Origin of the sequence: Pseudoalteromonas sp. SWYJ118, from assembly GCF_015864505.1 — a bacterium.
In the GTDB taxonomy this organism is placed as follows: Bacteria; Pseudomonadota; Gammaproteobacteria; order Enterobacterales; family Alteromonadaceae; genus Pseudoalteromonas; species Pseudoalteromonas arctica.
The window spans coordinates 146,704-161,572 of sequence record NZ_JADYXC010000005.1 but is presented as its reverse complement, the minus strand read 5'-3'; the positions used below and the strand labels follow the sequence as shown (position 1 = coordinate 161,572).

The following is a 14,869-nucleotide window of genomic DNA, read 5'->3' as shown; positions in this document are numbered from 1 at the left end:
AGTATTACGGCTTATTAATAAGCTATTTTACGAATGCAGTTTATTAGTAATGAATGACTGTACGAATACTTTTGCCTTCGTGCATTAAATCAAACGCTTCATTAATATCTTCAAGGCCCATTGTGTGAGTAATAAAGTCGCTAAGAGCAAATTCACCCGCCATGTAACGCTCAACAATTTCAGGAAGTTGTGAACGGCCCTTAACACCACCAAATGCACTACCACGCCATACACGCCCAGTTACTAGTTGAAACGGGCGGGTTGATATTTCTTGGCCTGCACCCGCCACCCCAATAATTACTGACTCTCCCCAACCTTTGTGGCAACACTCAAGCGCTGAGCGCATTACGTCAACATTACCGATACATTCAAACGAGTAGTCAACGCCGCCGTCTGTCATTTCAACAATAACTTCTTGAATTGGCTTGTCGAAATCTTTTGGGTTAATTAAATCAGTTGCACCTAGTTTTGTAGCTAAATCGAATTTAGTGGTGTTTATATCAACACCAATAATACGACCCGCACCGGCCATTTTTGCGCCAATAATCGCAGACAAACCAATACCGCCTAAGCCAAATATAGCAACAGTGTCGCCAGGCTTTACTTTAGCTGTGTTGGTAACTGCGCCCATGCCTGTTGTTACACCACAGCCGAGTAAGCAAATCTCTTCTAGTGATGCTTCTTTATTTACTTTAGCGAGTGAGATTTCTGGCAATACAGTGTACTCAGAGAACGTTGATGTCCCCATGTAGTGATAAATTGGTTGGCCATCTTTAAAAAAGCGTGTAGTGCCGTCTGGCATTAGGCCTTTACCTTGTGTTTCGCGCACGGCTGAACACAGGTTAGTTTTACCTGAAGTACACATTTTACATACGCCACATTCTGCAGTGTATAAAGGAATAACATGATCCCCAACTTCAACACTCGTTACGCCTTCGCCAACAGCATAGACAACACCAGCGCCTTCGTGACCTAAAATAGCAGGAAATATGCCTTCAGGATCTTGGCCTGATAATGTAAATGCATCGGTATGACACACACCTGTAGCGGTAATTTTTACCATTACTTCGCCTTTTTTAGGCATCATCACATCAACTTCTTCAACACTAAGTGGTTGATTAGGACCCCAAGCAATGGCAGCTTTTGATTTAATAAATTCAGACATGTGTTTTATTTCCTTTAACTGGCTATTAAAAAATAATTGTAGACCCAATTTGCTTGGGTGATGTGCTTATTGTATTTGTTTCTCAAATAATGATAATCTCAATTTTATTAAAACACTTTTACAGTATGGTAATAATGGCGCGTTGGGATGGAATAGATGAGTTTATAGCTGTAGGGGAGGAGGGCAGCTTTACTGCGGCTGCAAAAATGCTTGGGCTTTCGGTTGCGCATATTAGCCGCCATGTTACGGCGCTTGAGAAACGTTTAAATACCCAGCTTTTAACCCGTACTACTCGTAAAGTGGTTTTAACTAAAGAAGGCGAAGTGTATTTACATCAAATAAAGCACTTACAACATGCTATGGATGAAGCAACTCAAGGTCTTGCCACGCACCAAACTACACCAAAGGGTAAAATTAAGCTCACAGCCCCTGTTATGTATGGGGAAACGTTCATTATGCCTATAGTGCATAATTTTATGAAGGATCATCCCGAGGTAGAAGTTGTTGCCACACTAAGTAACGAGCAAGAAAACTTATTAGAGGGCGGATTTGATTTAGCAATAAGGCTTGGGCACTTAAAAGATTCGAGCTTAAAAGCGCGTAGGTTAAGTGCGCGGCGGTTTATTATGTGCGCGGCACCACAGTATTTAACGCGATTTGGTGAGCCGCATACTTTAGGCGAGCTAAACAGCCATGAATGTTTAATTGGGAATAGTAGCTACTGGCGCGTAAACGAAAATGGGCGCGATAAACACATTAAAATAGCGGGGCGGCTACAGTGTAATAGTGGTTGGGCGCTGGTGGATGGCGCAAAAAAGGGGCTCGGTATTGTACAGCTCCCAGACTACTACATTGAAAACGAAATTAACTCAGGGCAATTGGTGCCTATTTTAACACCCTATCAACCACAGCAAGAAGGGGTATGGGGCGTATATCCACCAAGGCAGTTTGTGGCCACTAATGTACGGGTATTGCTCGATTATTTAGTTAAAGGGCTGAAAACTTAACCGCGAATTAATGGTTAAATACATATTGCTGTAAATATAGCCAAGTATCAGATTTTTAAATTATTTCTTACATTTTACGCCATACCCAAAGGCACTTTTTTCGTGCTACTATTGCTCAATACTTTTACGATAAGTGTTAAAAATAATATGTTTCAACCGGTTAGCTTATTTATAGGGCTTAGATATAGTCGCTCCTCTAAAGGAAATGCGTTTATATCGTTTATTTCGTTTTTTTCTATTGCCGGTATCGCTATTGGTTTAATGGCATTATTTACGGTAAGCAGTGTAATGAACGGGTTTGAAAATAGCCTAAAAACCAATATGCTTGGACTTATTCCACATGTTGAAGTTAGCGCAGGTAAAAACACTGCCACCCAAATGAACACCCTTAAAACCGACCTCGAACAATCTCCTTATGTTGATCATGTAAGCTTATATCGCCACGGCGAAGCTATTGTGCAAACAAATAAAGACTTGCACGGCGTTTTATTACAAGGCCTTTATAACGACAGCGGTTCTTTGTATAAAATTACCGATAAAATAGTGCAAGGCGATTGGAAAACTGTATTAAACAAAAATTACAACATTGCTATAAGCCGTTATTTGAGTCGTAAATTAGGCGTTAGCGTGGGTGATAAGCTTCGCGTTATTATGCCTAATGCTTCAACGTATACACCTCTTGGGCGAGTACCCAGCCAGCGTTTATTTAAAGTTGCCGCAATATACGAAACCGGATCTGAGATAGATATGGCACTTGCGTTTACGAGTGGCGCTTCGCTACAACGGGTATTAAAGCTGGATAAAAACACCGCCCCAAATTTAAGTGTTTCATTGCACGAACCTTTCGAACTAGATGAATTTATTGAAGCAAGCCAACGTATTTTAAAAGATCACAATTACAGTGATTGGCGCAGTACCCAAGGTACTCTATTTGCAGCCGTTGCTATGGAAAAGCGCATTATGTCTATGTTGCTTGCCCTCATTGTATTGGTGGCTGTATTTAATATTGTATCGGCATTAACCATGATGGTAAGCGAAAAACAAGGTGAAGTAGCCATACTACAAACGTTAGGTTTAACACCTTCGCAAGTGCAAAAAGTGTTTATGGTGCAAGGCCTATATAACGGCGTAATTGGTACTGCAATAGGCGCATTTTTAGGTGTAATATTTAGTTTATATATAAATGAGCTACTTGCATTAGTGGGCTTAAACTTATTGGCGGGTATAGAGCTTCCGGTAAAATTTGATATTTTGAGTTTAGTAATAATAGCGTTTGCCAGTATTGCTATGAGCTTTTTAGCTACCTTATATCCTGCGCGTAAAGCCGCAAAAGTAAAACCAGCAGAGGTATTACGTTATGAATGATTTAGTAATTAGTTGTGAAAATTTAAGTAAGGTTTATCAAGATGGCAGCAACCAAGTTGAAGTATTAAAAGGCGTTGATTTAGCGCTTCAGCAAGGTGAAATGCTCGCTATTGTGGGGAGTTCAGGCTCTGGTAAAAGTACGCTTTTACACATACTTGGTACATTAGATACCGCAAGTTCGGGTAGCGCTAAAATCAAAAACCAAGAAGTTGCCAAGCTTTCGCGAACAGAGCAAGCCGCATTTAGAAACCAAAACTTAGGGTTTATCTATCAATTTCATCATTTATTAATGGAGTTTAGCGCGGTAGAAAACGTAGCTATGCCATTATTAATTAAAGGCTTAAGTGCAAAAGAGGCTAAAGTACAAGCGCTCGATATGCTCGAAAAAGTAGGCCTTGCACATCGCAGCTCGCATAAACCGTCTGCGCTTTCTGGTGGAGAGCGCCAACGCGTGGCAATAGCCCGTGCACTGGTTACTAAACCTGCGCTTGTGCTTGCTGATGAACCAACCGGTAATTTAGATAAACAAAATGCGATTAAAATTTACGATTTAATTAATGAGCTTAACCAAAGCTTAAACACCAGTTTTGTGGTAGTTACACACGATTTAGAACTTGCCGATAAGCTAGGCAAAATAGCTTATTTAGACGATGGAAAACTAGCTATTAAAGAGTCGCAGCATGTTGCTTAGTGCATTTTTAAGTAAACGTTTTAGAGCCTATTCAGGCCACAAAGATGAAAAAAACGGCTTTGTTAGTTTTATCGCTAAAGCGTCGACTATTGGTATTTTATTAGGTGTCGCGGTTTTAATTGTGGCGCTGTCGGTAATTAATGGTTTTGAGCAGCAACTAGTACATAGATTGCTAAGTGTTGTGCCGCAGGTTGAATATGTAGCACCAAGTAGACCCATTGCAAATTGGTCGCAAAAAGTTGAGGATTTACAAACACAACCGCATGTAACAGGGGCTGCGCCATTTATTGCAGTGAATGGGATGGCGCAATATAAAAGCCAGCTAAAAGCGATAGAAATTCGAGGTGTTGAGCCATCGCTCGAGAGTAATGTATCGGCGGTAAACCAGTTTACCAGTGGTAAATTAGTGAGTCAGTTAGCCCTTGACGATGTAATTTTAGGTAAGCAAATAGTAAAACAGTTAGATGCAAGAGTAGGCGACAACATTACGTTACTTATTCCGCAAATAGGCCAAAAAGGTCAGTCATTATTAGCGCCTAAACGCGTAACACTTAACCTTGCAGGTGTTATAGAAATGGGAGGCCCCATTGATAGTACAGCTGCATTTATACATCTTAATAAAGCGCAGCAAACATTGGGTTACGATGAAACTCAAGTAACAGGGCTGCGGTTAAGTGTTGATGATGTGTTTTCGGCGCACCAAATAGCGCTAAAAGTGGGCCAAACTATTGACGACTACGTGTATGTTTCCAGTTGGTTCAGAACCCAAGGCAGCCTTTTTCAAGATATTCAAATGGTACGTACCATTGTTTATATTGTGGTGTTTTTAATTATAGCGGTAGCCAGTTTTAATATTGTGTCCTCTTTAGTGATGGAAGTACGCGAAAAACAAGGCAATATCGCAATTTTAAAAACCATGGGCGCGAAAGACAGTACTATTTTAGCCACCTTTGTAATGCAAGGCTTAATGCAAGCATTTGTAGGCGTGGCACTAGGAACACTAATTGGCGTGGTATTAGCGCTTAATATAAGTGAGCTTTTTACGTGGATAAGCCAATTATTTGGAGCCAATCCACTTGAGGGCGTTTATTTTATAGAGTTTTTACCAAGTAAATTAGTACTTGAAGACATTGGTATTACAGTGATTGTTACGTTTGTGCTTGCGATACTTGCCACTATTTATCCTGCATGGCAAGCAACGCGCGTAGATCCTGCCAAGGTGCTTGGTAACTAGGTATAAGAAGCTCAGATAAAAATTAATAGGGTGGTATTAGTAAACCTGTTAAACTAGGTGCTTATTTAAAATTAAGCAATAACTGCTTGGTTGCTATACCTCACTTTGGGATTTACTTTGACTAATAACGATATTTTACGCCGCATTCGCTACACTTTTAACTTAACTGATACTGCTATGGTCAATGTTTTTGCATCAGCAGAGCATACGGTCACCAAAGAGCAAGTAATTGCATGGTTAACTAAAGAAGGTGAAGAGGCTTTTACCCCAATAAGTGATACTGAGTTTGCTAGCTTTTTAAATGGGTTTATTAATACCCAACGTGGCAAACGCGAAGGTGAGCAACCAGAGCCTGAGAAGAAGCTAAATAATAATATTATTTTCATGAAGCTACGTATTGCTTTAAATATGAAAGCAGAAGATGTTATAGCAACACTTGCACTTGTTGATTTTGATTTAAGTAAACATGAGTTAAGCGCATTTTCTCGAAAAGTAGATAACAAACATTACCGTGTTTGTAACGATCAAATATTACGTTTGTTTTTAACTGGCGTACAAAAGCAGCACCGTCCAGAAGAGTCTGCTGAGTAACTGGTTTTAGCTAATTAGTTTTTAGTTAGTGGGTTTTTTGCGAGCGCAATGCAGTATAAAACCCATTAATTGTTATATTTTTAAACAAACCCACACCTAACCTAATACTTCTAAAATTCCCTTTTGAAAATATAAAAACTCACTTGGCACTGTTCCGTTTTTAAATTTGTGAATTTAAATTCATCTTTAATAAATAAAAATCAAACTTCCAATCAAAAATAATTCACGTAGCTCGCGTTAAACATCTCAATTTTTCATGCTAAGGTAATAGTTAATTATATTAAATTAAGACATTAAAGCATGAATCATAAACTTGATCACGTTTACTTTAACATCTGATAAATACTTTTATTATTAACACGGAAGAATAATTATGAATTATATCCATAGCACAATCGCACAATTAAAAAATAGTAGTCCTGCACAATGCGAGTTTTATCAAGCTGTTGAAGAAGTACTTGAATCACTCGAACCTATCTTAGAAAACTCAGAAAAATACAAAAAAAATGCCATTATACAACGCTTAGTTGAGCCCGAACGCCAAATTATGTTTAGAGTTCCCTGGGTTGATGACGAAGGCAATATTCAGGTAAATAAAGGCTACAGAATTGAGTTTAACTCTGCACTTGGCCCCTATAAAGGTGGCTTACGTTTTCACCCAAGTGTGAATGCCAGCATAATTAAGTTTTTAGGGTTTGAGCAAATATTTAAAAATGCTTTAACAGGTTTACCGATCGGTGGTGGTAAAGGCGGGGCAAACTTTGATCCCAAAGGGCGCTCAGATGCTGAAATAATGCGTTTTTGCCAATCATTTATGAGCGAGCTCTATCGCCATATTGGTCCTACAACCGACGTACCCGCTGGAGACATTGGAGTAGGGGCAAGAGAAATAGGTTACTTGTTTGGTCAATATAAGCGTTTGACTGGGCGCTATGAAGGTGTTTTAACAGGTAAAAGCTTATTGTGGGGTGGATCGCTTGTACGAAAAGAAGCCACTGGATACGGCGCTGTTTATTTTGCTGACTACATGCTGCAAGCGCGCGGCGATAGCCTACAAGGTAAGCGCTGCTTGGTCTCGGGCGCAGGTAATGTTGCTATTTATGCTATGGAAAAGCTTTATCAAATGGGGGCAACACCAGTAAGTTGCAGCGACTCTCGTGGCACTGTGTATCATGAATCGGGTATAGATTTAAATCTTATTAAATGTTTGAAAGAGCAATCGCGTGATTGCTTGAGCGTATATAAAAAAACTCACCCCGATGCTATTTATATTTCTGCAATTGACTACCCTAAAGATGGGCACGCTGTTTGGCGCTTTAATGCTGCCGCTGCTTTTCCGTGCGCCACACAAAATGAATTAACACAGGCAGACGCTAACGCATTATTATCCGGCGGTTGTTTATTAGTAAGTGAAGGCGCAAACATGCCTTCAACAAAAGAGGCTATTGATTGCTTTATTGCTGCAAAAATTGCGTATGGGCCAGGTAAGGCCGCCAATGCTGGCGGCGTTGCAACAAGCCAATTAGAAATGGCGCAAAATGCGAGCATGCAAAGTTGGACCTTTGAAGAAGTTGATGAAAAGCTAAAACAAATTATGAAAAATATATTTGTTACCGCTAACGACACCGCTACAGAATTTGGTGAGCCTGGAAACCTTTTATTAGGCGCTAACATTGCAGGCTTTAGGCGCGTTGCAGATGCAATGATTGAGCAGGGTGTCGTTTAATATTAAAGCTGAACAATAAGGCTTTAATATAATGTGATTTTAAAACTAGCCATAAAATTGAGTATATTATGGTTAGTTTTAAATATTAACGCCATTAGTGAACTATAACCCTATAAAGCTGGGCTATAACAGCGTAGGATCAAGTTACTTTCGAATGAAAATTAGGTTTGCACTTTAGGTGCATTAAGACAAAAAATTATGCAACTAACTGCAAAACCATCACTTCCTAATGCGTTACTTATTTCTATTAGTACACCACAATTTAAAGGTGACGAAGCAACAGAATCGCTTGCAGAGCTTGCTCGTTTGGTAACTACGTTAGGCTTTAAAGTAGTAGGTACACAATCGCAAAAGCAAAGTTCTACCCAAAAAGTTAATGTACTGGGCTCAGGAAAACTAGCTGAAATAGCACACCTTACCGGCAATAAAGGGATGGTTGAAAACGAGCAAGAAGATGATTTACTTGATGAAGACCCTTTAACCGAAATATCCTCAGAAATTCCATCAGACGAACTTGATTTTGCATGTGCTGATGTAGTGGTATTTGACTGTGATTTAACGCCTTCTCAACTGCGTAATGTTGAGAACCAGCTTGGTGTAGAAGTATTTGATCGCACCGGTATTATCATTGAAATATTTAGCCGTCATGCGCGTACTAAAACTGCAAAATTACAAGTTGAAATTGCTCGCCTTAATTATGTCGCGCCACGACTGCGTGAAACATCAACAGGTGATAAAGAACGCCAAATGGGTAAAGGTGCGGGTGAAACCACACTTGAGCTAAATCGCCGTAAGGTGCGCGATCAGTTAGCAGAATTAAAGCGCGAACTTGTTAGTGTTCAAGATGTAATGATGGACAGACGTACGCAGCGCTCTGAGCTATTCTCAGTGGCTTTAATTGGTTATACCAATGCGGGCAAGTCATCAATGATGCGCGCAATTACAGGTAGTGATGTAGAAGGCGAAAATAAACTCTTTGCAACGCTAGATACCACTGTTCGCGCGCTGTATCCGATTACCCAGCCTCGTATATTGGTTTCAGATACGGTTGGTTTTATTAAAAAATTACCTCATGATTTGGTTGCTTCATTTCATTCAACGCTCGCTGAGGCACATGATGCGTCGTTATTGTTGTATGTTGTAGATGCTTCAGATCCTTCTTTTCGCTCACAACTTGAAGTAGTACATAAAGTACTGGCAGAAGTTGGGGTAGAAGGTAGCAAAAAATTATTAGTACTGAATAAGTCAGACCAATTAAGTACTGATCAACAGCAGTCGCTAATGGATGAGTTTCCTGATGCGATGATGACCTCTACGCGTAATCCAGATGATATTAGTAAATTGCACAAATATATTATTGGCATTGCTCATGAGGACATGATTGAAGAAGAGATTGTTATACCGTACACAGCCAAAGGTATCGTGGGCGAAATCCGATCGAGTATGAGTGTTGTTAAAGAAGAATATGAATACAGCCATATTAAATTAACAGTGCGCTCGAGTGCGATTGATTTAGAACGTTTAAAAAAGAGAATGTTAGATTTATAATAAATTTAGTATACAAAAAGCACAGCCAATTGGCTGTGCTTTTTAATCGTTACTTGAGGTAGATTTATTATTCAGAGTTCAGATTTTTTGTAGAGAAAAATTAGGAGAAGGCTTTGTCGCTTAGCTCTTCTTGCATTTGCTCACGCATTTTAAATTTTTGCAGTTTACCTGTTACTGTCATTGGATAGTTTTCTACAAAACGGATATGTCGTGGCATTTTAAAATAGGCTAGTTTGTCTTTTAAAAACTCACGAATTGCTTGCTCATCAAGCACAGCGTCTTCTTTTGGTTGGATCCAAGCGCACACTTCCTCGCCATACCTTTCATCTGTTATACCAAATATGGCAGCATCTTGAATGCCCGGGTAGGTGTAAAGCACTTCTTCTATTTCGCGCGGGTAAATGTTTTCGCCGCCACGAATAATCATATCTTTAATACGGCCAACAATAGTGACAAACCCTTCTGTATCCATGACACCTAAATCGCCAGAGTGTAGCCAACCGTTGTCATCTATTGTGGCTTTTGTTTTAGCATCGTCATTCCAATAGCAGCGCATTATACCTGCACCTTTACTACACACTTCGCCAGGTTGACCAATTTGTTGAATGTTACCCAACTCGTCAATAATTTTAACCTCGGTATGGGCAAGTGCGCGGCCAACCGTCGTTACTTGCCGCTCTATTGAAGAGTCTGTTTCGGTAATGTTGTTTATGGGGCTGCACTCAGTTTGCCCGTAAGCAATCAGTACTTGATGCATGTTCATTTGTGTTTGTACTTTGCGCATTACTTGCTCTGGGCATGTAGAGCCTGCCATTACACCCGTGCGTAAAGTACTTAAGTCATAATCGTTAAAATTACTTAGCTCAAGCTCACTAATAAACATGGTAGGTACACCGTGCAGCGCTGTACATCCTTCTTGTTGAACTACATCTAGTGTGGTTTTTGCATCAAACGAATCGCCTGGATAAATGGCTGCTGCACCTTTACTAACACACAACAAGCTACCCAATACCATTGCAAAGCAATGATATAACGGGATGGGGATACATAACTTGTCATCGCTCGTAAAGTGCATAGATTCGGCGACGAATAGCGCATTATTTAAAATGTTTTTATGAGTGAGCGTTGCGCCTTTTGGGTTACCTGTTGTGCCTGATGTAAATTGTATATTGATGTCTTGCTCAGCATTTAAGTTTGCACCTATTGCTTTTAATTCAAGCTCATGTGCTGATGTTGGCAAGTTAATAACATCATTAAAAGAGTACATACCAGGAGATGCTTCATCGCCAATGCGGATTATATTTTTAAGAGTGGGCAGTGCTTTTAAATTAAGTGTGTCTTTATCGCAAGTTGCAAGTTCTGGAGCCAAACCATTGAGCATTTCTAAATAATCACTGCCTTTAAAGTTTGATGCTGTGATTAGAGTAGAGCATTCAACACTATTTAAGGCGTATTGTAATTCGTTAGGGCGATATGCAGGGTTGATGCAAACCATTATTGCGCCAATTTTTGCGGTTGCAAATTGGGTTAAGCACCACTCAATATTATTAGGAGACCAAATACCAACACGCTCGCCTGGTTTCACGCCAAGTGCCAGCAACCCCATAGCAAGTTGATTAACTTCTTTTTGAAATTCTTTATACGTTAAGCGAATACCCTGGTGATGAACTACAACAGCTAACGCCTCTGGATTTTTGTCGACAATAAAGTCAAAGTACTCCCCGATAGTCGAATTTGTTAAAGGTGTGCTTTGTATACCTTTAAAATAGCTTTGCGATAACGGTAAGTGATTTATTTGTTCTACTTCTTTTACCGCAATAGTGTGTGTGTGCATTGCTCTCTCCATGAAAATGTGTGTGAGTTATGTAAACTACAAAGTTAAAATAAACACATATTGTCGACAAAGAGAAGTGCAGTTAGACTAATGTATAATTAGATTAATAAAATCTAATTATGTTTTTTAGATACAAAAAAACGCGTCTTACACTGTAAGTACGCGTTTTTAAACGAGCAATAACTTTACATTTCGTCGCTGCGGTATGTTTTTTTCATTATGTAAACGTAAGCGTTTACAAATGCATTTTCTTGGTACTTTTTAAGACCAGTTTCTTCAAAATCAATAGGAATAGGATTACGCTTTACCTGTTCTTTAATTTCAGTTGTGGTAAATAAACGTACATCTAAATTGTCGATTAATTGAATCGCAGTTTCCATTTTGAATCCTTTTGCGCTGCCAGCAAATTTACCTTTAGGCTGACGCTCACGGATTGCAACAGAATCAATTTGGTAATCTTGCATTAGTTTTGCAAAATCGAATTGAAATTTACGCATTACTTCAGTGTCGTTACCGTTACCTAAGGTAAAGCGTGTTTGGCGCACATCGCGAATATCAAATACGTCATTATCTTTACTTAAAATACAAAGTAGTACATCACTACCGGTAATTTCTACACCACATGTTCTCATGTCTATTCTCTAAAATAACTTAATTACGCAGTATTATACGCAACACACATTAAAATGCGAGTGTAGGTATAGTTGTAGGTGCGTAATTAGTGCGTTGATGCTTTTATATTTTAATGAAATTATTTTTTTTGCTCTAAAAGTTACATTTTGTGCTCAAAACGGGTGGATTTCACCCCTTAAAACTTGTAATTAAATGCGCAGCACGCGACAATATATCTTTGTAGTTGAATAGACTCTGCATCTACATTTGTTAGTCAATGCTTATTCGTAAAAGCGTTGTCGAGTCATTCTCATTTAATTTATTAAAAATACACGTGATACATTGTAGGTGTCACCACTGTAGCAAGGATTTATAATGCCAGTTATTACTCTTCCAGACGGAAGTCAACGTAGTTTTGAAAACCCTGTAAGCACGCTTGATGTTGCAAACGATATTGGCCCTGGTTTAGCTAAAGCGACCATTGCGGGTCGTGTTAATGGCGACCGTGTTGATGCATGTGATTTAATTAGTGAAGACTCTCGTCTTGAGATCATTACCGCTAAAGACGATGACGGCCTTGAAATCATTCGTCACTCTTGTGCTCACTTAATTGGTCATGCAGTTAAGCAACTTTTCCCAGACGCAAAAATGGCAATAGGTCCTACCATTGATAACGGTTTTTACTACGATATCGATATGGAACATTCATTATCACAAGATGATCTTGAAGCAATTGAAAAGCGTATGTTGCAACTTGCAAAAACCAACTACGACGTAGTGAAAAAAACAGTAAGCTGGCAAGAAGCACGCGATACATTTGAAGCGCGTGGCGAAACATACAAAATAGAAATTCTGGACGAAAACATCGCTAAAGATGACCACCCAGGGTTATATCATCACGAAGAATATGTAGACATGTGTCGTGGACCTCACGTTCCTAACATGAAATTTTGCCAAAACTTCAAAATAATGAAAGTTGCGGGTGCATATTGGCGTGGTGATTCAGAAAACAAAATGCTACAACGCATTTACGGCACAGCGTGGGGCGATAAAAAGCAACTTAAAGCGTATTTAAAACGCCTTGAAGAAGCTGAAAAACGCGATCACCGCCGTATTGGTAAAGCGCTTGATTTATGGCATTGGCAAGAAGAAGCGCCAGGTATGGTATTTTGGCACAACGATGGTTGGAGCATTTACCGCGAGCTTGAAGAATTTGTACGTGAAAAATTACGCGAATATGAGTACGAAGAAGTAAAAGGTCCAATGATGATGGACCGTTCACTTTGGGAAAAATCAGGTCACTGGGAAAAATATTCAGAAGCAATGTTTACCACTGAGTCTGAAAAGCGTGAATACGCGATTAAACCAATGAACTGCCCAGGACATGTGCAGATCTTTAACCAGGGTTTAAAATCGTACCGTGATTTACCACTTCGTATGGCTGAATTTGGTTGTTGTCATCGTAATGAACCATCAGGTGCACTACATGGTTTAATGCGTGTACGTGGCTTTACCCAAGATGATGCTCACATTTTCTGTACCGAAGAGCAGATAATGGACGAAGTTTCAGCGTGTATTAAGATGGTTTATGATACATATGAAACATTCGGATTTGAGAAGATTGTAGTTAAGCTATCTACTCGCCCAGAACAACGCATTGGTGAAGACCATATGTGGGATAAAGCAGAGCTTGCTTTAGCCGAAGCACTTAAGCTAAACGATATTGAATTTGATTATCTTCCGGGTGAAGGCGCGTTTTATGGTCCAAAGATTGAATTTACTTTATACGATTGTTTAGACAGAGCGTGGCAGTGTGGTACAGTGCAATTAGACTTTGCATTACCGGGTCGTTTAGGCGCTACTTATGTAGCAGAAAATAACGAACGTCGTACACCTGTAATGATACATCGTGCTATTTTAGGTTCTATTGAACGCTTTATTGGCATTTTAACTGAAGAGTACGCTGGTTTATTCCCGACGTGGCTTGCGCCAAAGCAAGTGGTAATTATGAATATTACCGATAAACAGGCTCCTTATGTTAAAGAAGTTGTACAAAAATTAAATAAACTTGGAATTAGAGCCACTGCTGACTTGAGAAATGAGAAGATTGGCTTTAAAATCCGTGAGCATACACTGAAGCGTATTCCATACTTGCTTGTTGTTGGCGATAAAGAAGTTGAACAACAAGAAGTAGCAGTGCGTACTCGCACAGGTGAAGACCTAGGCAAATTTAATGTCGATGATTTTGTAGCTAAAATTAGCGAAGAAATTAAAAATCGACAGTAAAAATCGAGCGTGTAAGGCATTAACAAACAGCCAATTACACGCTTATATTATTGATATTCTTGGAGGAACGTACTATTAGAGGCGGCAAGAAAGGGCAACAAACAGCTCAAAAAAATCGTATTAACGAAGAAATTACAGCGCAAGAAGTTCGTTTAATTGACATTGAAGGCGAACAAGCTGGAATTCAGTCATTACAAGACGCGCAAACTATGGCCGATGCAGCGGGTGTTGATCTTGTTGAGATCAGTCCAAACGCTGAGCCGCCTGTTTGTAGAATCATGGATTACGGTAAGTTCATCTTTGAAAAAAGCAAAGAACTAAAAGAGCAGAAGAAGAAGCAAAAGCAAATCCAGATAAAAGAAATCAAATTCCGTCCTGGTACGGATGAAGGTGATTATCAGGTTAAGCTTCGCAACTTACGTAAGTTCTTAGAAGCTGGCGATAAAGCTAAGATTACTATCCGCTTCCGTGGTCGTGAAATGGCTCACCAAGAAATTGGTATAGAATTATTAAACCGTATCAAAGCCGATTTAGAAGAACTTGCAGTAGTTGAGTCTTTCCCAAATCGTGTTGAAGGTCGCCAAATGGTTATGATGATGGCGCCTGTTGCTAAAAAATAATTTTTAAGCGATAATACGCACCGAAATTAGCTCAGGTCTGCAAGTAATATGCGAATATTCACCTGAGTTAACCGGTATTAAAGTAAGATTGCGGCATTTATGCTGGGTCTTCACCGGAACATGGCAGTAAGTTAGGCCTAAAAGTGGAGCTATAGAAATATATCTCACGCCTGCTTACTAATTTAAAAGC

12 protein-coding genes are annotated in these 14,869 nt (G+C 39.5%); 9 read left to right on the top strand and 3 right to left on the bottom strand.

Features of this window, described 5'->3' with window-relative positions; translation table 11 throughout:
• Positions 1-43: 43 nt before the first annotated feature.
• Complete coding sequence (locus tag I6F48_RS07725) at positions 44-1,165, bottom strand: S-(hydroxymethyl)glutathione dehydrogenase/class III alcohol dehydrogenase (protein WP_007375333.1); 1,122 nt, start codon at positions 1,163-1,165, stop codon at positions 44-46.
• 134 nt (positions 1,166-1,299) lie between these two features.
• On the opposite strand from I6F48_RS07725, the gene I6F48_RS07720 reads away from it, so the two are divergent.
• The 7 genes from I6F48_RS07720 to hflX all read left to right on the top strand — a co-directional run bounded on the left by I6F48_RS07720 (position 1,300) and on the right by hflX (position 9,327).
• A complete protein-coding gene (locus I6F48_RS07720; protein ID WP_197119183.1) occupies positions 1,300-2,172 on the top strand; it encodes a LysR family transcriptional regulator in 873 nt (290 codons plus the stop codon).
• Between the two features lie 147 nt (positions 2,173-2,319).
• Positions 2,320-3,537 carry a lipoprotein-releasing ABC transporter permease subunit gene (locus I6F48_RS07715; RefSeq protein WP_165727440.1) on the top strand — a complete coding sequence of 406 codons (1,218 nt, stop codon included), beginning with the start codon at positions 2,320-2,322 and terminating at the stop codon, positions 3,535-3,537.
• On the top strand, positions 3,530-4,228 hold the full coding sequence (gene lolD, locus I6F48_RS07710; protein ID WP_165727441.1) for a lipoprotein-releasing ABC transporter ATP-binding protein LolD: 699 nt from the start codon (positions 3,530-3,532) through the stop codon (positions 4,226-4,228). The genes I6F48_RS07715 and lolD overlap by 8 nt, the downstream gene beginning before the upstream one ends.
• On the top strand, positions 4,218-5,462 hold the full coding sequence (locus I6F48_RS07705) for a lipoprotein-releasing ABC transporter permease subunit (RefSeq protein WP_165727442.1): 1,245 nt from the start codon (positions 4,218-4,220) through the stop codon (positions 5,460-5,462). Before lolD ends, I6F48_RS07705 begins: the two co-directional genes overlap by 11 nt.
• A gap of 117 nt (positions 5,463-5,579) precedes the next feature.
• A complete protein-coding gene (locus tag I6F48_RS07700; protein ID WP_002960721.1) occupies positions 5,580-6,053 on the top strand; it encodes a DUF1456 family protein in 474 nt (157 codons plus the stop codon).
• Between the two features lie 373 nt (positions 6,054-6,426).
• The gene (gdhA, locus tag I6F48_RS07695; RefSeq protein WP_165741898.1) at positions 6,427-7,779 is read left to right on the top strand and encodes an NADP-specific glutamate dehydrogenase; all 1,353 of its coding nucleotides are present in this window, start codon (positions 6,427-6,429) and stop codon (positions 7,777-7,779) included.
• A gap of 198 nt (positions 7,780-7,977) precedes the next feature.
• Positions 7,978-9,327, top strand: a complete 1,350-nt coding sequence (hflX, locus tag I6F48_RS07690; RefSeq protein WP_010554468.1) for a GTPase HflX — start codon at positions 7,978-7,980, stop codon at positions 9,325-9,327.
• 100 nt (positions 9,328-9,427) lie between these two features.
• On the opposite strand, the gene I6F48_RS07685 is transcribed toward hflX, so the two are convergent.
• Both I6F48_RS07685 and I6F48_RS07680 read right to left on the bottom strand, forming a co-directional pair.
• Positions 9,428-11,161 carry an AMP-binding protein gene (locus I6F48_RS07685; RefSeq protein ID WP_165741330.1) on the bottom strand — a complete coding sequence of 578 codons (1,734 nt, stop codon included), beginning with the start codon at positions 11,159-11,161 and terminating at the stop codon, positions 9,428-9,430.
• Positions 11,162-11,346: 185 nt separating this feature from the next.
• Entirely contained in the window at positions 11,347-11,793 is a 447-nt protein-coding gene (locus I6F48_RS07680) for a DUF3010 family protein (protein ID WP_007582681.1), read from the bottom strand.
• A gap of 355 nt (positions 11,794-12,148) precedes the next feature.
• On the opposite strand from I6F48_RS07680, the gene thrS reads away from it, so the two are divergent.
• Both thrS and infC read left to right on the top strand, forming a co-directional pair.
• On the top strand, positions 12,149-14,059 hold the full coding sequence (gene thrS / locus I6F48_RS07675) for a threonine--tRNA ligase (protein WP_197119182.1): 1,911 nt from the start codon (positions 12,149-12,151) through the stop codon (positions 14,057-14,059).
• Positions 14,060-14,118: 59 nt separating this feature from the next.
• The gene (gene infC / locus I6F48_RS07670) at positions 14,119-14,679 is read left to right on the top strand and encodes a translation initiation factor IF-3 (protein WP_002960714.1); all 561 of its coding nucleotides are present in this window, start codon (positions 14,119-14,121) and stop codon (positions 14,677-14,679) included.
• Positions 14,680-14,869: the final 190 nt, after the last annotated feature.